Source organism: Halorubrum sp. DM2, assembly GCF_901686465.1.
Lineage (GTDB): Archaea > Halobacteriota > Halobacteria > Halobacteriales > Haloferacaceae > Halorubrum.
In genome coordinates this window covers 1293113-1317103 of record NZ_LR594487.1, presented here as the reverse complement: position 1 = coordinate 1317103, position 23991 = coordinate 1293113, and the positions used below count along the sequence as shown (strand labels likewise).

The 23991-nt window shown below is 56.9% G+C and carries 20 protein-coding genes; 12 read left to right on the top strand and 8 right to left on the bottom strand.

Going from position 1 to position 23991, the window contains the following annotated elements:
- The 4 genes from merA (at position 1) to QOL69_RS06655 (ending at position 5358) form a co-directional block, all read left to right on the top strand.
- Positions 1-1455, top strand: a complete 1455-nt coding sequence (gene merA, locus QOL69_RS06670; protein ID WP_283402554.1) for a mercury(II) reductase — start codon at positions 1-3, stop codon at positions 1453-1455.
- A 292-nt stretch (positions 1456-1747) separates the two neighbouring features.
- Positions 1748-1987, top strand: a complete 240-nt coding sequence (locus tag QOL69_RS06665; protein ID WP_283402553.1) for a glutathione S-transferase N-terminal domain-containing protein — start codon at positions 1748-1750, stop codon at positions 1985-1987.
- A complete protein-coding gene (locus QOL69_RS06660) occupies positions 1984-3564 on the top strand; it encodes a transposase (RefSeq protein WP_283402552.1) in 1581 nt (526 codons plus the stop codon). The genes QOL69_RS06665 and QOL69_RS06660 overlap by 4 nt, the downstream gene beginning before the upstream one ends.
- Positions 3565-4056: 492 nt before the next feature.
- Positions 4057-5358 carry a site-specific integrase gene (locus QOL69_RS06655; RefSeq protein WP_283402551.1) on the top strand — a complete coding sequence of 434 codons (1302 nt, stop codon included), beginning with the start codon at positions 4057-4059 and terminating at the stop codon, positions 5356-5358.
- 64 nt (positions 5359-5422) lie between these two features.
- Here the strand turns inward: QOL69_RS06655 and QOL69_RS06650 are convergent, their stop codons facing one another.
- Complete coding sequence (locus QOL69_RS06650) at positions 5423-5956, bottom strand: PIN domain-containing protein (protein ID WP_283402550.1); 534 nt, start codon at positions 5954-5956, stop codon at positions 5423-5425.
- A 5-nt stretch (positions 5957-5961) separates the two neighbouring features.
- Positions 5962-6549 (bottom strand): DUF7437 domain-containing protein, encoded by a 588-nt coding sequence (locus tag QOL69_RS06645; protein ID WP_283402549.1) that lies wholly within the window; start codon positions 6547-6549, stop codon positions 5962-5964.
- Between the two features lie 348 nt (positions 6550-6897).
- On the opposite strand from QOL69_RS06645, the gene QOL69_RS06640 reads away from it, so the two are divergent.
- Together QOL69_RS06640 and QOL69_RS06635 are read left to right on the top strand one after the other, a co-directional pair.
- Positions 6898-7764 (top strand): ParA family protein, encoded by an 867-nt coding sequence (locus tag QOL69_RS06640; protein ID WP_092563155.1) that lies wholly within the window; start codon positions 6898-6900, stop codon positions 7762-7764.
- Positions 7761-8117, top strand: a complete 357-nt coding sequence (locus tag QOL69_RS06635; protein WP_283402548.1) for a DUF7970 domain-containing protein — start codon at positions 7761-7763, stop codon at positions 8115-8117. Before QOL69_RS06640 ends, QOL69_RS06635 begins: the two co-directional genes overlap by 4 nt.
- A gap of 232 nt (positions 8118-8349) precedes the next feature.
- Here QOL69_RS06635 and QOL69_RS06630 read toward each other — a convergent pair whose 3' ends face one another.
- A complete protein-coding gene (locus QOL69_RS06630; protein ID WP_283402547.1) occupies positions 8350-9279 on the bottom strand; it encodes a hypothetical protein in 930 nt (309 codons plus the stop codon).
- 130 nt (positions 9280-9409) lie between these two features.
- Here QOL69_RS06630 and QOL69_RS06625 point away from each other — a divergent pair, with 130 nt between their 5' ends.
- Both QOL69_RS06625 and QOL69_RS06620 read left to right on the top strand, forming a co-directional pair.
- A complete protein-coding gene (locus QOL69_RS06625; RefSeq protein WP_283402546.1) occupies positions 9410-13054 on the top strand; it encodes a type IV secretory system conjugative DNA transfer family protein in 3645 nt (1214 codons plus the stop codon).
- Between the two features lie 1727 nt (positions 13055-14781).
- Positions 14782-15135, top strand: coding sequence for a hypothetical protein (locus QOL69_RS06620; protein WP_283402545.1), 354 nt, complete (start codon positions 14782-14784; stop codon positions 15133-15135).
- A 690-nt stretch (positions 15136-15825) separates the two neighbouring features.
- Here the strand turns inward: QOL69_RS06620 and QOL69_RS06615 are convergent.
- Positions 15826-16647 carry an SWIM zinc finger family protein gene (locus QOL69_RS06615; RefSeq protein WP_283402544.1) on the bottom strand — a complete coding sequence of 274 codons (822 nt, stop codon included), beginning with the start codon at positions 16645-16647 and terminating at the stop codon, positions 15826-15828.
- Positions 16648-17336: 689 nt separating this feature from the next.
- Between QOL69_RS06615 and QOL69_RS06610 the strand changes: the two genes are divergently transcribed.
- From QOL69_RS06610 to QOL69_RS06595, 4 genes are all read left to right on the top strand, one after another.
- Complete coding sequence (locus QOL69_RS06610; protein WP_345782496.1) at positions 17337-17678, top strand: DUF7344 domain-containing protein; 342 nt, start codon at positions 17337-17339, stop codon at positions 17676-17678.
- Positions 17678-18364 carry a hypothetical protein gene (locus QOL69_RS06605; RefSeq protein WP_283402542.1) on the top strand — a complete coding sequence of 229 codons (687 nt, stop codon included), beginning with the start codon at positions 17678-17680 and terminating at the stop codon, positions 18362-18364. The genes QOL69_RS06610 and QOL69_RS06605 overlap by 1 nt, the downstream gene beginning before the upstream one ends.
- Positions 18361-19404, top strand: coding sequence for a restriction endonuclease (locus tag QOL69_RS06600; RefSeq protein ID WP_283402541.1), 1044 nt, complete (start codon positions 18361-18363; stop codon positions 19402-19404). The genes QOL69_RS06605 and QOL69_RS06600 overlap by 4 nt, the downstream gene beginning before the upstream one ends.
- Before the next feature lie 1304 nt (positions 19405-20708).
- Positions 20709-21056, top strand: a complete 348-nt coding sequence (locus QOL69_RS06595; RefSeq protein ID WP_283402540.1) for a DUF6788 family protein — start codon at positions 20709-20711, stop codon at positions 21054-21056.
- 65 nt (positions 21057-21121) lie between these two features.
- On the opposite strand, the gene QOL69_RS06590 is transcribed toward QOL69_RS06595, so the two are convergent.
- The 4 genes from QOL69_RS06590 to QOL69_RS06575 form a co-directional block, all read right to left on the bottom strand.
- A complete protein-coding gene (locus tag QOL69_RS06590) occupies positions 21122-21553 on the bottom strand; it encodes a TRAM domain-containing protein (protein WP_283402539.1) in 432 nt (143 codons plus the stop codon).
- Between the two features lie 96 nt (positions 21554-21649).
- On the bottom strand, positions 21650-22081 hold the full coding sequence (locus QOL69_RS06585; protein WP_283402538.1) for a MarR family transcriptional regulator: 432 nt from the start codon (positions 22079-22081) through the stop codon (positions 21650-21652).
- A gap of 397 nt (positions 22082-22478) precedes the next feature.
- Positions 22479-22937 (bottom strand): DUF8160 family protein, encoded by a 459-nt coding sequence (locus QOL69_RS06580; protein WP_283402537.1) that lies wholly within the window; start codon positions 22935-22937, stop codon positions 22479-22481.
- Complete coding sequence (locus QOL69_RS06575) at positions 22930-23772, bottom strand: ParA family protein (RefSeq protein WP_283402536.1); 843 nt, start codon at positions 23770-23772, stop codon at positions 22930-22932. Before QOL69_RS06575 ends, QOL69_RS06580 begins: the two co-directional genes overlap by 8 nt.
- Positions 23773-23991: the final 219 nt, after the last annotated feature.

Sequence of the window (23991 nt, the reverse complement as noted above, 5' to 3'; positions counted from 1 at the left end):
ATGACCAGTACGACAGACTACGATCTCGTGATTCTCGGTGGGGGTGCCGCAGCGTTCGCGGCGATCACCGAAGCCAGCCAGCGGGACCTCTCGACGGCGATTGTGAACACCGGGCTGCCGATCGGCGGTACCTGCGTCAACGTCGGCTGCGTCCCGAGCAAGCATCTGCTCGCCGTCGCCGAAAGCGGGGCCGCGGCGTCGGACAACCCCTTCGACGCCGTCACGTATTCCGAGGAACCGACCGTCGACTGGGGCGAGGCACTCGACGGCACCGACGACCTCGTCGGACGGTTCCGACGGGAGAACTACGTCGATGTCGCCGAGCACTTCGAGACCGACGTCTCCGAAGGATACGGCGAGTTGGTCGAGGACACGACCATCGAAATCGTCGACGGCCCCGACGAAGGCACGCGCATCACCGGGGGGAAGGCGCTCGTCGCGACGGGCAGTTCCCCTTGGGCACCGCCCATCGACGGCCTCAATGCCGTCGACTACTACACGAGCGAGACCATCCTCGAAGAACGCGACCTCCCCGAGAGCATCATCATGATCGGCGGCGGATACATCGCGCTCGAATGGGGCCAGATCCTCCACCGCGTCGGCGTCGACGTGACGATCCTTCAGCGCTCCGAGCGCGTGCTCTCCGGGATGGAGGGCCAGTTCGGCCGGGAGATGCAACGGGCCTTCCGCGAGGAGGGCATCGATGTGGTGACCGGCAACGAGTTCGAGCGAGTTCGGTCGCCGGCGACCGACGGCGGCGCCGAAGCCGTCCCGCAGGGCGCTACCGTCGAAACTGTCGTCAATGGCGACTCGCAGGTGTTCACCGCGGATGCGCTGTTCGTCGCGACCGGCGTACAACCGAACAGCGAGAACATCGGCCTCGACGCAGTCGGCGTCGAGACAAACGACAACGGGACGGTCCGCGTCGACGGACACTACCAGACGACGAACCCGGACGTGTACGCCGCCGGCGACGTGATCGGTGAGCCCGAACTCGAGACGGTCGCCGCCAAGGAGGGCAACCACGCCGTCAAGAACGCGTTCGGCAGCGGAGGCGCCACCATCGACTACGACGCCGTCCCAGCGGTCGTGTTCACCAGTCCCGAGGTCGCCACCGTCGGCACGACCGAACTGGAGTACATGGACGAGCACGGCACCTGTGCCTGCCGAACCGTTCAGATGGAGGACATCCCCCGAGCGAAGGCCGTCGAGAACACGGACGGACTGGTCCAAGTGGTGACAGACCACGAGACCGATGAGATCGTCGGCGTCCACATGGTCGGGCCACGGGCAGCCGACATGATCATGGAGGCGACGCTGGCGGTGAAATTCGAGCTGACTGTCGACGATATCATCGACACGATCCATCCCTTCCCGACGTTCTCTGAGGCGTTCAAGCAGGCCTGTCAGGCGTTCCGCCGGGATACGTCAACGATGAGCTGTTGCGTCGAGTGAGTTGCCGTTCGGTCCTCCAGGACCCGGTGGTTGATCTCGAAGCTACCCAGCTCACGAGAGTCGATGTTGCCTTCAAGCCGTTCGGCCTTTTCAACAGGCTGAAACCCGTTTTCAGTCCCTCACAGAAGGAGTGTGTCTCGGGACAGTCCTTCTCGAGCCTCAGTCCGGAAACAGATCGGGGCCGTTCAGTCTCTTCGTCTTGCTATCGAACCGTCATCCACGCTCGTGCGACCGAATGTCGGATCAGCAACGGAATTTTACTGTTACCCTTTCTCCTCTCGATCGAGATTCAATGCTGGAACTCTATCGACTCCCCGGCTGTCCGTACTGCGCAAAAGTCGAACGGAAGCTGGAGGGGTTCGGTCTCGACTACAAATCTCACAACGTCCTCCCTTTCCGGTTCCTCCGGTTCAAAGTGAAATCGGTGAGCGGTCAATCCGGGGTCCCGGTTCTTGTCGACTCCGAGCATGGGGTCGAAGGAATGGCGGAGAGCGACGACATCGTCACATACCTTGAGAACACGTACTCGTGAGGCGGTGCGAAGCGTACCAACTCGGGATCGCCATCCGGAACGAACTCGAAGGATCAGACCTTGTCACTGCGTTCGAGAACCTTGACCACTCGATTGACGCGGTCGAAGACGGGTATCCAGCGTGGCATCCTGCGCCACTCTCCTTCCGCGCGATGGTCTTTTCGTCTGTCTTCATGGAAATCACGGGTGATTCCTACGCCGAGTTCACTCGGCGACTTACACGGCAACCAGAAGTAGCCGGTATCCTCGGCTTCAGTCGAGTGCCCGACGAATCAGCGTTCTCGCGGGCGTGGCGGAATCGATTCGACGACACTGTTCACGAGTACGTCCACGCTGCCGCCCACTTCGTTGTCAAAGAAGTCCACGATCGTAACATCTCAGTGCCCGGCGTCCGGCCTAAGACAGATATCGTCGACGATACCGAAGAAGACCAAGAATCAGTAGAAGACGAATCCTTCTCACAGGAGAAGATTGACCAGATGACGCGCCTGGCACGCGACCACGCATTCGGTCACTTCGACTCTGGCCGGGCCTCAAACGCCTCTTATGAGGACACACAATTCTTCGAGTTACAGACGTTCATGGGAATGGTCCGCTGTGGCACCGCCCAAGGAGCGACTCGCTTCCAGTATCGGCGGGGCGAGGAGTACGGTCCCCACGGAGATACCCACCTCCGAGCAGTCAAGCAGTTTGATCCCGAAGAGCTCGTGAATAGTTTTAACGAGACGATAGATCGCTTGCTTTCCGTGATCGCCTCTGAAGCATCGTTCCGGCGACCAGTCACTGCCGCGATCGATATCACGACGATTCCCTATTACGGAGAGGTCAATGAGATGCCGATGGTCAGCGGGACGAAGGACAGAGACGGTCGAGCGTTCAAATTTGCGACCCTCTCAATCATTGGACAGAATATCCCGCTCGTTCTCGCCGTAGAACCGGTCCGAGAGAGCTCCGAGTGGGATGAGAACCCGTCGAATCAGATCCATCGTACTGTGCGGCGACTGGTTCGACGGGCGAAAGAGCTCGTCCCAATTGAGACGGTGCTCTGTGACCGGGAGTTCGATTCGATACGCGTGTTTCAGACGCTCTCAAACCTCGATGTGAACTATCTCATTCCGAAGCGGATCTCCAGCTCCGAACGGGATGTACTCGAACAAATGGAGGAAGATGACCAAGAGGTGGCCGTTGAGTCAGCTTCTGTCCATGTGGAATCTGGATCGCATCCAATGCGGCTCCTGTACGTGCCGTCGACGAGTGGTGAGGGGACGGCCGTCTTTGCGACGAATCTCCGAGTCGGTCCGGAGGAGGCCGAGTCGTTCTGTCACCGCTACAGCCGCCGGTGGCAAATCGAGAGTGAGTACAAATCGATCAAAGGTGACTTTTTCGCCAAGACCTCCTCGAAAGACTACCGCGTTCGCCTGTTCTACTTCGTGTTCGCGGTACTCTTGTACAATATCTGGCGGCTCACCGACTTCTTGCTGAAAGCGGGCGTGGATGGTGAGATGGACTACGCACCCGTGTTAACTGCGGGTGAGTGTGTTGAGCTCGTTGCCTCAGGGTTGATCCCGCACGACTAATCGGCTGAACCTTCGCTGAGTCTGCCGTTCGGGAGTGACAACCCTGCTCAGCAGAGCCAAAATCCACGCAATTTCGCACGTTCGCCTGATAGATACGACCAAGAGGGCCCGACATCAGCACCTGATCGGTGAAAAGAACCACGAATTGATGCCAATTTAACCCAAAACTGGCCTATCCTCCGAAACTATGGGCAACTCCACGCCTGAAATTTTGTATAGCGGAATACAATATACCAAACGTCTCAAGCTGAGTATAGGCCCTCTCACGGCCGGAAACCATCGATCAGCGCTCACACCCGAGCAAATCCGGGATTCTATTTTACTTTGTCTTAGTTGGGTAAGACACAGTAAACTCTATGTCACCCCCACCCGTTCCCCCAAACGAGGCAGATCAAGAACTATGGCCGACGCTTCCCTACACAGCTGCTCCAGCCGGATCGCCGCGTCCGCAGCGGTGTCCCGACGACACAACCCCCACACTCTGGATGCCAAATGACGGGGCGTCGCTCCGTCGAGACGCCGATCGAGGACACGTTCACGAAGTACCTTACGGACAAGGGGAAGGGCGATGCCGGCGAGGAGGGCGCGTACCGAACCGACGCCGAGCGCGAGCTGAATCGATTCCGCCGCTGGTGTCTCGGCAAGACCGCTGACTCAGCGAACGCCACACCGCCGGAGTCGTGGGCCGGCATCGTCGACGGCGACGCCGTTCGATTCGTCGACCTCGACACGACGGTGTTCTCGGACTACGCACGGTACCTCTCGACCGCCGGATACGCCGCCGGAACGATCCTCACCTACTACGCGCACGTCGCGTCGTGGTGCGGGTGGGCACACGCGCAGGGCTACCTCCCACGACATTACGCCCGAGAGTCGGACGCCGAAGATCCGCTCCCGGAGAACGACGGTCGACGTCCAGGTGACCAGCAGGCGTGGGAGCCGATCCACCGCGACCTGATCACGCAGTTCGTCGACCGCCGCGTCTCTGAGGCGTTCGACGCGCTCGGCGCGATCGAAGTCCCCCACGCCGACCGGGGCGACCCCGAAAGCGAGGTATGGCAGGCCAAGCAGAAAGCCCGATTCACAGCGTACCAGCGGTGTCGTGAACAGGCGCTCGTGTACGTCGTCGCCTACACCGGCCTGCGCGGGTCAGAGTTCCTCTCCGCGCCGAAAGAGGACCGCGAGGGGCGCAACAGCATCCGCTGGCGTGACGTATCGTTCACAGACAGCAGTGTCACCGTGTTCCGAAAAAGTCGCGAGTGGAAGGAAGCCTCCCTCCCGGAACCCGTCATCACGCCGCTGAAGCGATACACGGAGGTACTGGATGTCTCAGACTCGTGGCCAGTGTTCACGACGCTCCATCGGCCGTCGCTCGCCTCACACGTTACCGAGGGTCTTACCGATGCCGGTCTCGACGACGACGCGATCGAGCGCGTCCGGGCAGGCGCTCCCGACCTGATCGTCGCTGCTGAACACGACCTTGACGCGCCGAAGCCGCTCACCACGGACGGCGCACGGTCGATCATGGAGCGGCTCTGGACCCACGACGCGCTTGCGGAGCGTCGCGACGAGCTGGATCTCTCACTCGATGGCAACTATCTCGAACTCCACGGCGGTCGGCGTGGGGTGGGTGAGGTCCTCGTTCGACAGTTCGGCTACGCCGCCGCGGCGCGGTATCTCGACAACAGCGAGGAACAGGTCCGCGAGGCCTACCAGCACATCGAGGCGGCCGAGCGCGCCGACATGGCGACCGAGGCGTTCTCACAGACCGACCAGCGGGTGAGTGACCGGTAGAGCCCTGTCGAGGTCAACGACGAATGATGACCGTATCTTCTGCGGTCAGTGCGTCAGAAAGCGCTTATCCAGAGAACTGGTACCGGTTTTCGATGGACGTGACGAAGTCGAAGGCCTTGACGAGTTGAACTGCGTCCTCGTAGCCATGCTGTGAGAGGGCGCGCTCAATCCCGCGGAACGCGGGCAAATCATTCGTGTAGATGGCGATCGATTCTGTCCGTCCCTGTTCGAGGAGTGTTGCTGCTGCCCCACCCACTTCCGCATCTGCTTGCTCTATCGTGTGCTCGGGACGATCGGTGGCAGCAGAAATATACTGACGAATTAGATCCATCGTCGCAGAAACGACCGGATTAGAATAGTCGACCTCTTCGAAAAGCTGTACCCAGCCAGCTTCGATCGCATCCTCTATCGGAGGAGTCTCGTAGGGATGTGATTCAGGCGTGAGTTCTTCATAGACTCGTGTGGGTAGAAGGAGGACGATATTCTGCTCGGTGACAGCCCGCTCAAGCAGATTGACGGTGTTATGCCGCTCGAATCGGATGAAGAGGTTTGCGTCAATAATATAGCTCTCCACAGATGGGAACAGTTGCGCTGACACGGATATTATTCGTCCGATCGTTCGTCGACGGTAGCGTCAAGCTCCTGAATATTGAGGCTTGTCGAGATATCAGGCTCAGCTTCCAGAATGATCTCTTGAAGTTCTTGGAGGATGGTTTCTGCTTCGAGAACAGAGATCTCTTGTTCACGGGCCATGATCCGAGCGTTCATTTTCGACTGCGTGTACGCTCGGCCGTATTCGATCGCTGTTGCGAGTCCGCTGACACCGTGGCGGTCGATATAGAGGCCAATATTCTCGTTCGATTGGCGTTCCGCGAGAGCGACTAAGAGTGTCGGCGTGATCTGGAACGTCTCTCCGCTAGCCTGAATCGTCATATCAACCTGACTCGCCCGATAGCGATACGGTTGCGTCTCCGTGACCCGCTCCAAGAGATCGATCTCCACGAGATGTTTGACATCCTCGTAAATGGTTGTCGTCGAACTCTCGATGCCCTCAGACAGTTCCTCGACAGTTGGTGAGTCAAGTTCGAGGACACGAGCATACAGCTTGGCGAGCCGGTCGTTCCGAATCACGTCGGAGACGGCCAGCATCGTATCAAGCGGGTGTGAATGTGGTACTGCGGATTCGGCCATGTATTTTAATTTCCGCGAAATCCTAAAAATCTATCGACGGGATGAAGCCGCGTAGGTCCGATACTGAGATACCTCTGATAGCGTGATAGCTCCCCTAGATTAGGTAGCTTAGGCACCTACTTTAGCTGACTTCGCAGGAAAATCTACCGTGGCTATCATAAGCAGATTTGGTAGCTGAGGTAGCTGAGGTAGCTGAGGTATCTACTTTATCGAGAGTAGCTGGCATGGATAGATTCAAGTGCGGCGCAGACGCTGTTTCAGGCAGAAACAGGGACTATGGCAATTGAATGAGGTACCCTAGTCACCTTAGGTGGCTCAGCTGCCATAGCTACCTTAGCTACCCTACCTATGTCTGAAACAGAACCACGAGCGGTCAGCGTCGGCGTGTTAAAAGGCGGTTTCGGGAAGACGACTACTGCCATCAACACAGCGCGCGAACTCGCCCACCGCAACGGGAGCGCGCTCGTTATTGACCTCGACGACAACGGTCACATGACCCGCCAACTCGGGTTCGAAGACGAGTTTACAAGTGAGGTGAACCATACACAGCGTGTCCTCGTCGACAGCGAGGAACCGATTCAGTACATCGTGAACGTCGTCGACGGCCTCGACCTCTTCCCGGCCCATACCGAACTTGAATCCGTCGAGAACGAACTCCGGAACGCAACGATGGGGAGCGCCCGACTCCGCAAGCATCTCGTCGACCCGCTACTCGGTGACGAATACGACTACATTGTCGTCGACTGCCCGGCAAACCGGGGGAAGCTGAACGACAACGCGATGTACGCCACGCGGAACATCATCATTCCGCTCAAACCTGAGAGTGGCTACGACTCCGGCCTCTCGAATACGATTCAACGGCTCGTCGAGGAAGCTCGGGAATACTTCGAGCTGAACATCCTCGCGGTGACGCCAACGGCGCTTAACAGTCGGATCGACCAGGACACCCGCGATCGGGGTCTGCTCGAACAGCTTAACTCCCTCGATATCGCCGACGATATCATTCCTTCCTACGCCCGCATCACCCCTGAGGAGTGGGACGCTATCGACGTCGGTGAGTACGACGGTGGGCTTCCGGGGATCCGGTTCCGTGGCGCCATCGACGCTGCGCACGACGCTGCTCTTCCCGTCCGTGACTACGACGAGAGCTGTGACCAACTGGAGAACTACGCCGAACTCGCTCAGATCGTCGAACAAGGAGGGATCGACCGATGACCGGATTTGATGACCTCAATGAGGCGGGAAAAGACCAAGCGACAGAGGAAGAGGAGTCCGAACCCGTCGTCGACGCTGATGAGACGACCGGGCAGGATACGGGCACGTCGGCTGTAGACGACAGAAACGAGCCGGCCTTCTCTTTCGACGAATCCGTCCAGGCGCAGATTTATCCACGGAAATCTACGCACGAGAAGTTTGAAGACTTCCTCGATATCGAGGTGAAACGCCACCTCCGTGACCGGGATATCCGCAACGAGACAGGACGAGAGTTACACGAGGCGGTGTTGAAGGTCGCGATACAGCACCCTGAGGAGATCGCCGAACAGCTCGAAACCGAACGGACAAAGTAGCTGCGTCGTCGCTTCTAACTACGCTTAGACTGTAAACCGCGTACACCGCCAGTCTAGATTGTTGGATTTTATCGAGTCGATAGACCTGCTTGCGCACCGGAATCTCGCCCATCACCCGGTCTAGCGTCAGAGAGGTGTCCCCGTACGAGTCCGCTATAGAAGATCTAATAGTAGAGAGAACGGGGATACCGAGTTTCCGCAGGAGGCGTGAGACATCCAGGATGGAGCCGAGTTAGAGCGTGGATTTGTTCGGCGGCTTCTGGTTGTAGGTCTGGGCGAAGTGCTCTTTCAGATTCCAGAGCGACTGGAGTGTTTCGAGTTTGTCGATGCCGTTCACGCAGTACGCATCGTCCTCTCGACTCCGCTTGAGGTAGTCCTGACCTATTTGGAGTGAGTGGTTCTCGAGGTTGTCGTACGGCGCGTTCACGATTCGGATGTCGGTGATGTCCGACTCGTGGAAGAACGACAGCACGCGGAAAGCAGTCTCCCGCGTGTCGAAGAGCCAGCGAACGTATTGGTACTGGTCACGAATCCGCATCAGCTTCTCGGCGACCCCGGCGAGATCGTTGTGTCCGGTGATGACTTCCCAGCTGGTCCAGTTATCGACAGAGGCGACGTCCGGTCGGGCGTGGCCGTGATCCCCAGGGTACATCTCAACTCTCTCCCACGGATGATTTTCAAAGTATCCTGTAGCGTAGCTTTCGTGTCCACCAGCAAAGTGACAGAGCTCCACGCCAGTCCGATGCGTCAGCGTTTCGTCCCCGTCTCCGACGAGGCCGCTACCGTAGTGGATTATGTGTTCGTACTTCTCGACGAACTCCTCGCGAAAGAAGTCACCAATCGCCGCACGGCCTTGCTGAGTCGGAGCCCACTTCACCGGCTTGCGCAGGATCCACTCCGGATCTTCGCTTCCTCGAACCCAGCCGAGAGAGACCAACTCATCGAACGCGTCCGCGTAGCGGTACTCCCAGAAATTGTCCCCACAGCCGATAAGCGTCTGAAGGTTCGGCGGTTGTGAGGTCGCGATCGAGAGCAGCTGCCCATCGCGATGGAACTCAGCGCCGTTGTACCACTCGCCTATCGCGTACAGCAGATCCAGCGCAGGCTGGGAAACCGATCCGTCACCGATTCGCCTTAGCGCACTGTTCGGTGTGGTGAGCATAGAGAAATCGACTCAGAGTTCTGGTAAAAACATACCGGCGGGGTGGTGGTTCCAGAATATTGATTTTTAACCCCCAGCTGAAGTGGCACCCCCCAAAAAAGCTATAGATAGGTCGTGTGGTATCTCTATAGTGAGCCAAGACGACAAACACCGGGAAGGCGATACCCCAGCACCTGGAGAACCGCCCGGCCCAGACGAACCATCGGTTGAACAGGAAGAAACGCCCACACCAGAGGTAGTTGACGGCGACTTCGACATCTTCGAGGCCGCGTTAGATGGAGAAACTGAGGAAGAAGAGCCGATCACCATCCCTGCGGACTACGAATCATCGGCCGATCCATCCCTCAGTGGGGCGCTCAGCGACGACGAAGCCGAGAACTTCATTGAGGAGATCGAATCCGAACAGGAGTACATCCAGATCATACCCGTCCGTGAAGAAGTAAACTCGGAGACCGTCAAACGCGAACTGTACGGTCTCCACCGATACGGAAACGGACGAAAACTCCCGCTCGATATGGATCTTCATCTCCCTATCATCGAATCCTCTCCAAATTTCGAGTTCATCATCTACAAACCTCCGGACGAAGCACAATTCAAGTTCTTCATCGGGCCTGGCGGACGCGGCGATGTCACCTGCGATCGCCTCGAAAGTACCACGCGCTCGCAGTATCCAGACGACTTCGAGTTCGGTCGGACAAACTTCGACATTACAGATGTCTTCGAGGATGTCCCCGAGATGGTCCGCTGGGAGGGTGTCGAAGAGAAGCGGCGCGACTGGATGACGACACTCTCGTCGTTCGACAACGAAGCTATCGACCGCTCACCGCTTTCTAACCTCCTCGAGACGATCATCCAATCGGACGGCGCGGTCATCTTTCAGAGTGTGTTCGAGCCACGCGCGGACTGGTCACCGAAAGCAGAACGGCAGAAAGGAAACCTCAAGCAGGGCGTCCACACGACCGGCGGCCTCTTCCTCCGAACGCTCATAGACGGTATCCTTGGCGTCTCTGACGAAGAAAAACAGGAGCGACACCGGAGTGATACGCCGCATGAAATCGGTGGTTCAATCTACGACTCTCAGACCGGCGGATACCGCTCAGGGACTAGCCGGATGGGACAGATCGACCTGAAAGATCCCTCACACACGTACAACGTCTCGCTACGAGCCGCAGCATCGAACCCGGAGACAGCCCGTAATCTCCAAGATGCGCTCAACCAGATCAGCGGGAAATTCTACTCGATTGAGGGGAACTACCTCGGGACAAACGATGCTGAGTACGAACGGATGCTCAACCACGGCATCACCTACCCGAACGGGCTGGAGTCATGGACGCGACGAAAACCGCTGCTCGTCTGTAACATCGACGAGCTCTCAAACTTCATCACGGTCCCGTCGATCGACTCGCTCCCGAAAGCAAGTCGCGGTGGGACCGGCGGGATGCCCACGGCTCAGTCGCCGCTCACCTCGCCGAACGAGGAGGTGTTCAAGGAGTTCTCCAAGGGGATGACCATCGGTCACGCCGTCACCGCGCTGCGTGATCACAGCGACAAGCCCGACGATATCAGCACCATCGAGACGAAAAACGAGTGGTGGAACCACCTCTCGCAACGAGACGCGCTATCGTTGTCTGCGGACCATCTCACCCAACACTACATCCGAGCTGCGACGACTGGGAGCGGGAAGACAGTCGCAACGATCAACGACATGCTGACCACACACAACGACCTCGAGGGGCCAACAATCCTCATCGATCCCAAAGACGGCGAGATGTGTGAGAACTACCTGCGGTGTCACCGCACGCTGTTCGGCAACGTCGACGATGTCGAATATATCCAGATCCCCGAAGCAGACGGAATGGTTCCGGGGATGCCGTTCTTCGATCTCCGGCCGCTCACAGAGGGAGCGGGGCGGACTCGCGAGACGGCCAAACAGGATATCATCGACCACTATTTTCAGATTCTCAGATTCGTTCTGGGAAAGAAAACAGTCGAACAGGCGTTCGTCGCAAACGAGATCCTCACCAACCTGATCAAGGCGCTATTCGACAAAGACCACGGGAAGGACTACTTCTCTATTGGTGAGCTCATGCAGGCCGCACAGGAGTTCCAGAAGTACGGCAAGCAGGTCGAAGACCTCGACAAGGACTACGACAAAGTCCTCGAAGCAATCCCACGAACGGCCGACACACAGGTCACATCCATCCTCGAATCGCACCTCGAGAAGGACGCGCGGCAGTTCATGAACACGACGGACGCAGTCCTCAATCGGATCCGGAAGCTGAAGGAACGCGACTTCATCTGGGATATGCTGTCGTACACGATCGAGGATAAATACTGGAACGACGAGACCAACTGGTACAGCAAGGAGATACCGATGCTCGACATGAAGAGCATCCTCAACTCGAACAAAGTCGTTCTCATCGACACGGGAAGCCTTCGTGGAGCCAGCAGCGAAGTCTTCACCGTCCTGTTCCTCTCACACCTGTGGACATCGGCGCAGTCCATCTGGACGCCAGACGACGATGAATACATCACGAACGTCATCATCGAGGAGTCCGCAAACATCGCTCGCAACGAGATCGTCTACCGAGAGCTACTCCCGAAAGGGCGGGAATTCAATCTCTCGCTGGGGCTCATCATGCAGTACCCTGAGCAGGTACTCGGAGACAATCCACACGACAACCGGCGGGCGTACAAGGAAATCCTCAACAACATCAACACGAAGATCATCGGCAACGTCGCGACCGACGACCTCCTCGCAGAGTCGCTGTTCCACGAGGACCTCGAAAATGATGAGATCAAAGACCGCATCTCCGGGCTTCGCCGCGGTGAGTGGATCGTCCAGCTGCCGTCGACGGGCTTCCACAAACAGAAGCCGGAGATACTCACGCTCCGGCCGCTTCCCATCCCGCCAGGACACAACGCGGGGCCGTTCAACGTCAACTCGCTCGCGGATTCCGTGCGTGAACGAAGTCGGTATCGCCACTGCGTCAACCGCGAACACGAGGCGATCGACATGGACAGCGGCGTGAAAGCACGCGCAGATGAAGACGATGACGGCGACGGCGATGATGATGACGACTCCCCAGCGGACACTGACGAGTTCACAAATGAACACGAAATGTTCCTGCGGATGGTCTACGACGCGCTCACCGATGGGGTAAACGGCTACCACATCAAGGACTCGATGAAGGAACTTCCCTACAGCGAGACAGCAGCAGACCTCTGCGACTGGGGATACCTCGAGAAGTTCACGCTCGGAAACAGGCAGGCGTACTACTGGCCGACAGACGAAGCAAACGTCGTCGTGGACCGCAATCTCGCGCCACGAGACGGCGGTGAGTACGGCCGGGAAAGCCCGGAGCATCGCGTCGGCGTCAAGCTCATCCAGGCACACTACGACGCGCTCGGCTACGAGACGCACATGTACTACAGCCCGGACGACGAAGAGAAGAAGTACGACCTCTACGCCAAGCCGACCGACGACTCTCTCGACGATCGCATCAAAATCGTTGAGGTTGAGACGTCACCAGACAAACGGCGACACGTCGTAGACGACTCGATCAAGCTCAAGAACCAACCCGGAGATGCTATCTGGGTGGTGAAAAATGCGGATGGGATGCGGCAGCTCCTCTCATCTCTCATCGACCAGATCGGCTATGTTGAAGCTCGCCAGACAGACAACTTCGAGAAGATCAACGAAGAACTAGATGCGGAGTGTGCTAAGGAAATCTTCAGCATCAACAAACTCAGGACTGATCTGGACGACAACTAGCGGCCATATCTTTGCCACACGCTTTCTTGTACGGAGCCAATCAATAACTCAGCCGCCCTGTACTGAGCTCTCATTTGAAACAAGTGCTAGCAACAGTTTTCCACTTCAGCAACCAATATCGCACTAAAGGCCACGGCCTACGAACACACTAAGTTCTAAGCTAATGAGGCCGCCTAGAGTAAGACAGTACTGAAAGACAAGAAAGCAAACCACTTTGATATCGTTTAGGAGACTCAATAAAAGCGACATACAGACGGCAATCTAAACACAATCTAACCAGAATATCGCTGCCATCTAGACCACAGCAAATGGATATCAATCGGAAATCTCTGGGAAATCTAACCAGAATCTCGCCGCCACCTAGACCACAGCAAATAGAGATCAATCGGAAATCTCAGAGAAATCTAATTAAGAGTCGATCACCCCCGACAGGAATCACACCGGCTCATTGAGCACAACAATAACGGCCATCTTATAATAATTCAGATAATTTCGGCGGGCCGCTACCAACAAATCACAAGACGGACGAGCGATACAGCCGATCTCTTATCAAACTCATAATCGCACGAAGGCGACTAGATTGGGGGGTTTCTTTATCAGCCACTCGGGTCATCACGACATGAATGGTGGAGACATATCAAATTCTGTTATCGCAGGACGAGATGCGAATAGAGGGGGGTTGTGATAATTCTCATAATCGCAAGACTGGGAAGGATTTGACCGGTTTTGTTATCGTACTACAAATCCAGCACAATACACATTTGACACATCTGGTCTCAATATTTAATCGCAAGACTGCTCTGGATTTGTGGGGGTACACTATCAACCACGCAATCGCAATACGAGAGTGGTATAGCCCAATTCCATGATAGGCGGCAATAGTTGCCCGAGGACCGGCTATAATCGCAAGACTCGACAACTTTTCAGGGCATCCTTGATATGTTATATATTGAATTTGATGTAGTTGTTTATCGCTAGACGGCTATCGATTTTGGGGGGGTTCGCAATCAACGCACCCACCCCCATAATCCCGCTGGTTAGGTTCTAAGCGGTTGAGAGGGCTTTAGAGATGCTCTAATATATCTCTCCTCCCCTGTGGTTAGGTTCCGCGAATTCACAGTGTTAGGGGCCTAGAGGGCAATCCGACCAGAAGGTCGACCGCGTAGCGATAGTTCGGGGCGGGGCCGAGAGGAGAGAGGGGAAGTGAGCGATCGATGAGAGAGACGGGGAATCTATATCAGAAATCAGATACTGGATTCTGGACGCAGATGAGGCGGCCTGAGACGACACTCTCAGCAGTACGGGCCAGGGGGTGACCCACTCAGACAGAGCGACACCAAACAGCGACCGGAGACAAGCTCCCGGCTGGCATACCCAGACAGGGACAGCGATCGACATCGACCAAAAGCAACAGGCCACCATCAACCTCTCGGTGTATGGACCGGCGTTGACGACCAGCCACGCGGTGGGACAGACCGGCGCGGCGATCGACAGAACGGGTGGACAGCTACAGCAGAGGAGCCTCCCGGCGCGTGGAGGCAAGCGGGTCCACTGGAGACGAGTATGGAGAGGCGATGATCGTCCCCCCCGGTTGCCGCAGGTAGGGGACGACAGGACGGAGCCAAGTGGTGACACGTCAGCAGGGAGTAGCCGAGGTTGGCAGAACGGATGTGGGGGATTGTCTGAGGGGACGACTTAACAGGGGACCCGGTGAACAAAGAACTACAATGCCAACTAACATCTCCTGCTATGTGTCTGATGAACTGGCAGAGCTCATCGATGACATCGCAGACCACCACGAGATATCTCGAAGCATGGCTGTGAAACTACTTCTTCGCGAGGGGATCAACAACCGCCACCAGCGGATTAAGATGGAACAAATCGACATCAAGATGGAACGGATGCTTGTCGAGTTAGGGATCAATTCAGATGGGAAGTTCGGAGATGAGATCGAAGCACAGAGCAAAAAGGTCGGGAACATGCCGCTGCCCGAGGGGACGACCGGGGTTGACCTCGTCACACCGCACCCGTACTTCGGCGGCAACGGCTGGTACCACGACGACGAAGACGACGACAACTGAACGCCCGCCGAGCAGAGAGCGACAGGCAACACCGGACCGAGACGAAGAGCTGGGAGACCACCCCGATCGAAGCGAGCAGCACCGGAAGGGGATACATCAACACTCTGCCTTTGTGGGTATCAGCACGAAGCCATACAGCACTACGTGGTCCCTCCGACAACGCTTTTCCGGACAGGTGGGATAAGTAGGACAGTCAGTACCACGAAGGGGCTCAGCCTCGCGAACGGCGGTGATCGAAACATGAACGCTAGACCGACAAAAGATCGACGTCGCCGTCAACAACACTTGCGAAACGGCGAACGACATCAATCATCCGGACATCGTCGTTCGCGAGGGCCAGTCCGCAACGTACGACGTTCGGATCGTCCCCCGACATAACGGGGAATGGAGACGGCACAACACAGACGACCCACAGACGAGTCTCTGCGCCGCGCAAAGGCTTTGGAGCCGCAGGGTAGTGTATTACCCCCCAGAAGCGCGACGACGGGCGCTAGCGTCCGCAGGCTTCCACCTCACTCATCACCAGTTTCCAGAAGAGCCTCGTCCGTCTCTTTTTTTATCGACTAGCAGTGATGAGTCGCCGACGTGGCGTCCGCAATGCTCGTCCAAATCGCGTTCGCGATCCAGAACTGTTGCGCTCTGGGAGTGTCGTACGTCGGTTCGCTCCGGGCGTAGTCGACGTCGGATGAGCTATTCGGGAGATCCCTCACCCACTCCCTCCTGGAGCTCAGCTGCTGCCCGTTCGAAGTGTTCCGCGAGGAACGACGTGCCCGACGAAGCCCGCTCGTTGAGGAACGCGACAGCGTCCGCAGCGGCGTCGCCCTCACGGTCCGTGGCCCCAACGCAGTCAACGTACCCGTCGAGTGCCTGCGAGAATGCCTGTGAGAAGTGGTCGTACGCACCGTCGACGCGCTCCATGTTGTCGTCGAGTGATTCGACGAGCGCCCGGTAGACCACTGCTGCCGGGGCGTATTGCTCCTGCTCGCGATACTCCGCCGCAAGATCGAACCACTCCGAGAAGTCGATCGGTTCGAAGACGACGAAGTAGTCGGAGTTCGTCTCCTCGAACTGCCGGTCGATCGCGGCGCGCAGTTCGTCGACCGACCGTGTCGAATCTTCACCGAACCGGGCGACGAAGCGCTCGCGGAGAGCAGCGTCGCCAGCCAGCGTTTCATAAAGGAACGCTCGCAGGTCGTCGGCGTCGGCAGCCTCGAGTGCGGCGTTGAGCCGGTCACCCTCGTCAGGAGGAAGCTTGTCAACACACCGAAGCAGCACGGCGACGACGTGCTTACACGCCCCCGCTCCGTTATACGGACAGTCACACCACGGGTCGAACTCGTCGGCCGTGAGGTCGATACGCACGTCGTACTGGCGGCTCCCGCTCACGACGGCGGTGACGGTGGTTTCGATGCGGTGTATCTCGCCGATACGGCCCTCATCGAGATAGTTCTCGCCGCGCTCGAAGACCGCGTTCGTGCAGATATTCCGAACGGCCTCCTCAGTCACGTCCATGGGCGTGAGCGGTGTTCTGTCGGGAGACGGAAAAGTCGATACGTCGATCTCTCTTTCGTTCCGGATCGAAATGCTCTCCGGCTGAAAGAGCTACTACCATGACACTGTACTGCGGTTAAAACGCGGACTTGCGCTGGCGCTGGCCGCAACGAGTTCGACGATGGCGTCATGCTCAGTGACGTTGATGGTGGCCGCGACATCGTGTCCGTCCAGATGTATCTCATCAACCAAGCCCCTGACAACGATGGCTGGACGTCATGTGAGTATTGTTTTTAGCTACCGGATGTGGGTGGTGCGTGAATTAAGAGGTGATTAAGAACACACCCAGATATACACGGTAGAAGCGTTCAAAGGACTAAATTCACAATCTGCGTTTTGTGACACCCATATAAAAGTTACAATCAGTTCTCAACAGTACACGCACGATTCCTGACGGAACCCTCCGGCGTCCTACCGCCGGAGGAGTCGTGCTGCCACCCAATGACAGCAAGCAACCCGAACAGGGCCAGGAGTGATAACTCTGTGTCTCAGCGTGTCGCTCTCGACACTGGCCTTCTGACACTCCACGTTGTACCGTACACCCGCGATGGCTCCCCGAGCCCTCGCTACCGAACCACCAATAGCCGTCCATCTACGGGGCGATCTGAGTGACCGACGCTCCCGACGAGCCGTCCTCACTCGCCATTCCGATGGACCCACAGAGAGCGTTCACCTCAATCGCGAACAGTCGGCGCCGGCGCGTCTTACTCTCTCTCTCACAGTCACACACAGAGATTTCTGCCGGTGATCTGGCCGTTGAGATCGCGGCCATCGAACATGCAATAGATCCCAGCAAGGTCGGCAGTAACAAACGGACCTCGGTATACGTCTCGCTGATCCAAACACATCTCGAGACGCTCGATCAGAGCGGTGCCGTCGCGTATGATGACCGGTCAAAAACTGTGACACCGACAGACGCCACCGAACCGCTTGCCGAATACATCCGCCGGCTTCAGACTGCATGTTACAAACCGGACTCGGAGGACGCCTAATGGCTGACTACCAGCCCGAACTGGAGACACTCAGAGACGTCGACTCCAATTTCCACCGGCTGTTCGAGGCGGTCAACGACGGTGACGACGTCGTTTCGATGCCGGGCGGCGATCCACCCGCGACCCTAAGGCGGGCACGGGAACAGATCGACGCTACACTGTTCGCGTCTCGTCGCCGTCGCGATGACGCCACGCTCGCCGACGACGGTGCGTGCCTGCTTCAGTGGAACCCACCGGGTGCGCCACCGCGCCGCCTCCGCTTCGACCCCGACAGCACTGGCGAGTCCTGGACACGCCGTGAACTCGAGTGGACTGGCACCGAGTGGCGCTCCTGTGGTAGCGACCGCGTCGACGATGTCGCGATACGCGCGCCGGCAGCCGCACGGTATCCTGACCCGGTCGATCCCACACCGCTCGAAACGATGCTCGAGTGGATCCGTGACTGTTGGGCGCGTCCGGATCCGCCCGTGCTCGTATTCGCGAAGACGGCCACGACCGAACAGGGGGTGGTCGCCTCCGTCGACGGCGATCTCCGCTACCGCGAGCGTGATAGCCCACAGTGGTATCCTGCGACGACAGACGAGTTCTACCACCACCTCCGCACCCACGGGCAGCCAACGCTCCAACCGCTCTCAGCGACCGCACTAACTCGCCAAGACTTCACGCCAAGTCCGCTCTCCCGATGACAGATGAAACACTCTCGGTTCCACCGGGGTTCGCCCGCGAGCTCACCCAGCTCATCGACGCTATTGAGACGTTCCGGGTTGCCCTGACTGAGGAGGAGACACTCACGACCGTCGAAAACGTCACCGTACGGCGACGGTTGTTCCTCGCGCTCTACCCGCTCAAGACGATCCGCCGACAGCTTGCAGATTCAGAGGGTGTTCTGTCTCACGCAGATCGTGACGTTGTGACCTGGGACGACTCCGACGAAGCACTCTATCACATTCAACTACGTCTCGGTCGGCTGCTTGAGGATCTCTCTATTGAGGGGTACGACCGCTCCTCACAGGAGTATTCGATCGAGCAAACACTCGAGATAATTCGAGACCATATCGTCATCCTTCAGGACGCACTTTCTGAGGGGCCAACGGACGACTCCACGCTGCCCGAGCAACTCTCCAGTCACCGATCGGCCTATGCAGATGTGGCTGGCCGTGGGATTGGCGATGGACGGTGGCTTGAGTATCAACTCCATCGCGCGTTGAAGCGGTGGGGGTACCAAGCAGAGACCCGCCAGCGCCTGTTCGGTCTCGAGGTCGACGTCGTGGCTGTTCGGAAGCCAAAACAACAGCAGCCGACAGATTGGATCGTTGCGCAGTGTAAAGACTGGACGAGCGACACGATCACGCCGTCGACGATCTTCCGGTTGTGTACGATCGCGTTTGCCTGCCGGGCAATGCCGGTTCTGTGTCATACAACCGAGATCACATCCAACGCCAAAGAACTCGCTCGTCGCTTTGAGGTTCGGGTACTCGATCTCACCGATCTGGAACGCGCAGCGCTTCCTGGGCCGCAGGTGTACAAGCCGACGGCTGAACTCCACACGTGGCCCCCACATTACGGGGCACGAGACGATCGGGGGACGCTCCCGGTCATGTTCTACGGCGAGCCTGGCAAACGCTTCAGCTACGTACCCGGTTTTCGTCCCGTCGGCATGGAGAGTGACTACAAACCGATCGACGACGACCGAGATGACGATACCCACCCAGCTGCTGGGCACTAAGTGAGCGCGGGAGCGTTGACTGGAGCAGGTATCGAGAGATCGGAATTGCGTTGTAAGGCAGAAAACATAGATGTTTTGAAATAAATATCGACCATCCAAGCACGGAGAACCTACACACAATATCGAATATTATCGGTAAGGGTAGGGGGAGGGGATCTATGAATAATGGAACGGGCTGAGAAGGTGTCCCCCTCACGGGAGATTACAACCAGAAAACACGGGAGATACCACGGGAGAGACACCGTAGCTACAAACCACGGGAGAAGACAGAAGCCGATCTCACGGAAAGCCAGTCCTGTCAAACACTAATCTCGTTGTCTACTATACAACTTAATTATTTCCCATTGAGGATATAATTAGCGTGTATCCTATATAAAACTCTCAGTTTTAAAGATAGGATCTTGGATATGAGGGTTTGGGATGTCATAGAGCGAGGCATTGGCGTTTAACGGGGTCTAACGGAAGATTCTGGCGACCCCCCACCCCCACCTTTTGGGCTGCTTCCATTATTCATAGACCCCCCCTCTCCCCCTCCTATACCAACATCCGATTCCGGAACCGAGTACTGTAGACGAGAACGGAGAAAGAGTATATTTTTTGGAACAATTGGCACGTCAATACACCGCGAATCTCAATTCAAAATGGATGCTGTTTTCGCCAACAAAGTCGCTCAACAGAGTTCGAACACTTATCAATGCTGGCGACCACAACTACACAATGTTCACTTGAGAAGCACGGCCAAGCAGCATTGAACAGTACTTTCACTCCGCTCGCCCGAAGTATAAGTCACAGAGTCTCTAATTTTGAGGCGAAGGAGCAAAGCTGGGTCAGTCTCACTGACCGGACCAGCTCAAAGAGAGTGTCACACGCTCCCTTTCCCCCTGAACTCCCGAGATCGTGTGAATGACTCCCGATGACCCAGAGACAGTCCGTGGTACCTGCTCGTTCTGTGGCGAGACAGTTACTGATCGACACGCGATCATCCACTATGAGGCCGCTGGCGGTGACCCAGGCGTGTGGGCCGAATGTCCAAGCTGTGGCGAGATTGTCGATCCCATCAATGCTTAGTAAACAGTTCATTCGGCAGATCGTCAGGCTCGAACCGACATCGATAACGCACCACGAAATGCCGCCACTGTGGATACAGCGTGAAGAAGGGCGTCGATGAATGCCCACAGTGTGATTCTCACGAGATTGCGGCCTACGATCTCGAGTGATCGCTGAAGAGTACACAGTTGGTAGAGATGGTTCAATACCTTATGTATCATCCGAGCGCTAAAGTGGATTCGATTGTTACATAAGGTATGGAGCAGCCGTCATCACCCACCTCTCTTCCGAAGTATCTCGCAGAAGGACTCCCTAAACAGGATACGGAGACACTTCAGGAGGTACAGAGTTACATAGAGGCGCTCATCGAGTACCGCGACCAGTCGGTTGACACTGACGAACTTCCCGAGACTGCCGAGCCCGTCGACGACTCCGATAGCGCCGGAAGCTCGACCGTCGTCAAAGAGAAAGTTACCTGTGGCGACCACAGCTGTAAGTGCGCCAGCGGGGATCCCGCAGATATGCACGGCCCGTATCTCTATCGCTACTATCGTGAGAACGGGACGATGAAATCGGAGTACGTCGGAAAGCCAGGAAGTGAGTAGGGTAGATCGAGGTGGTCAGGATCCCGACGACGCCGGCCAAACAGACGGTTGCCAGTAAAACGACGTTAGAGCGCCCGTGAGTCTTGTTCGACGATGCTGGCAAACGCGACGTTCTCTTGAACTTGCTCGATCTCGACCGTCGGTTCATCACCTGGTTGTCCGCCGGGGACGATCACGACGTACCCCCGCTCAACCTTCGCGATGCCATCGCCTTGATCACCCGTCGTCTCAATCGTCACGTCGCGAACCTCACCTTCATCCACGGGGGGACCCTGTGATGTCGTAGTCGTTTCTTGGGCAGTCGATTGGTGTTGGTCTTGCTGGGCCTTCTGTTCTGTCGAGGATTCCGACGCCAGGATTGCGATGCGATACGTTTCCTCAGCAGCGAGCGCGTCATGCTCGATTTCACTCGCCGGGATGTCCACGACATATGACCCATCATGTTCTTCGATTTGAGCACTGAACAGAGAGCGAAGCGAATCAGAAATTTCAGTCATCGAGTATCGTAGAGTAATGAAGGCGCTATACGTAAATCCCGCGTGTTATACCACCCGTTCTCGGCTATCTCTCCAATTCATGCCGCCAGTACGAACTCACTGATCGTCGCCGTTGTCTCCTTCAGGTTCAATAGTTTGGGTGGTTTCTTCACCGTCAACAACACTCGGATGCGGCCGATCCGGTTGTGCGTCGCTCCACGCTTTTGCTTCCTCCTCGCTCTGGATAATCGATCCAAACGACTTGTTGAGCGTTGAGAATGCCTTTGAGAACCGGGTCGCTTCGACGAGTCGATGGTGATCGTCTGTGATCGCCCAATGATTCTTGCGGTGGCGAACGAGACCGCGATCTTTCAATCGGCTCAGGTTCGTTCCTACGGTGTTCGGGTCACGGTTGATTTCGTCTGCGATCTCGCTGCGCTTCCACGCTCGATCCCTATTCTCGAGGAGGAACTTCACAAGTGCCTCGCTAGTGGATAATCTCTCCTCCCCGTTCCCCGCAGCCTCAAACTCTTCCATGTCCATTGTCATAGTCACGTGTTAGGTGTACTATTGTAAGAGTATACTGCTGTGCTATGTGCTGTTGTGCTGAATCGCACGGCCGTGTAAGCCGAGCTCATCTTTCAAATCAGCCCTCATCTTTTGCCACGTTATGTCGTCTAAAATCGGTTGGAGTCCCAGCTTACAGTTCTCAGCGACCAGCTGTTTCAGGCTGGAATATGTTTGTACAATAGGATTCAGTAGAAATAAGTAAGGACCCTCCACCGGTTCTGGAGCTTTCAGCGGTAGATGTGGTTCTATCTCGCCTCGGAGGATACAAAATAAGTTTTTACAATTTCCTTATAAAACACTCTCCTTCCACGTGCGTGCTAACCTATGTAAAGGAATTTAGAACGGGAGTAACAGAAGAACAATAGATCGAAAGACGCTACCCGTCGAGACCGAGCTCTTCCTCGATAGACGTCTCATTGATTGCCGCCCGGATCAACGCCGGATAGAACCGCTCATTCTTCGGAAGCTGCTCGCCATGCTCACGCTGCCATTCGACGTTGACCTCCGAGTACCGGATGTCGAGATCGTCGACGACGTCGTCAGGGAGATAGATCGTCCGCCCGTTCCAATCTTCGCGCAGCACGAATCCCTCATCGCCCGGCCCGAGCGTGTCAGTCGTTTCAGTCATTTCAGACGATGGCGTGGAGGTCTGCTTAGCCCCATCGATCGTTTCAGTCGTTTCGGTCGTTTCTGTTGTGTCAGTCGTTTCGTCCGTTTCGGTCGTATCGATTGTTTCAGACGCCTCAGTCGTCGCACCGAAACGGTCAGCGATACCACCCATCTTCTCGCCGGTCTTTCCCAGCTCCTCGCTGGCGTCGTCTTTATCGTCACTCATTTGCTTCCCTCACGAGTTCGGCCTCGACGAGTGCCGCCACGTCGGCGAGTACTTCGGCCATGTCGCTGTCGAGTTCATCAGCCGCAAAGATAGAGCGCTCCTGGGCGGCGATCGCACGCTGAAGATCGACTCGCTTGTACACGTCGAACACTGGAATCTCGAGTCCATCCTCAAACTCGGAATGTAACTGTTCGAGCATGGCGTCGGCCTGTTTGTTATGCTCGACGCGGTTCGCGATGATACCGAGAATTCGTACCGTTCCAAAGTACTCTCGAACGCTGTCGATCTGCTTCTGGAGTCGATCAAGGCCCTGGACAGAGAGGGCCTCTGCGTAGGCAGGAATCAACACACCATCGCTGGCAACCAGCGCATTGTCCGTGAGCACGTTGATGCTCGGCATGTTGTCGACGAGAACGACATCATACCCGGTTGCGAGCTCGTCGAGAACCATCTTCAGCCGTTCTCGAGCGCGGGGTTCGCCATTGAGTTCGCCGCCAGTGCGATCGACCATCCGCTCGTTCGCGGGGAGGAGATCAAACTCTTCGCCAGTGATGATGATGTCGTCGACGTCGTCTGCGCGGCTGGGATCGAGCAGCAACTCGTGGAGTGACACCTCCCGGTCAAGGTCGCTGTACGCCTCGTCGTAGCCGAGGATCGACGTGAGTGCCCCCTCAGGGGCAAGGTCGACCACGAGGACGTCAAGCCCACGGTCGGCGAGTGCGCCGGCAACGTGGATTGTGAGTGTCGTTTTTCCAACCCCCCCTTTCTGGTTGAGCATCGCCACGATCGCTGGGGGCGCTTCGATCGTTTCAGCCGTTTCAGTCGTTTCAGTCATGTAGTGAAACGAGAGAAACGCGAGCATTATAATACTATGTCAGACAGGGGTATTGCCTGAGTAGAGCAGGCTCCACGAACACTCCTTACTGTTTCACTGTAACTGAAATTAGAAACAGTTGTGTCGCGTATCTCAAACCGCGCCAACGGCGACATCGTCTAGGACTTCCCCTCGATCGGAGACCTCCTTGAGGAGACACAGCTCGTGAGAGGCTTCGCA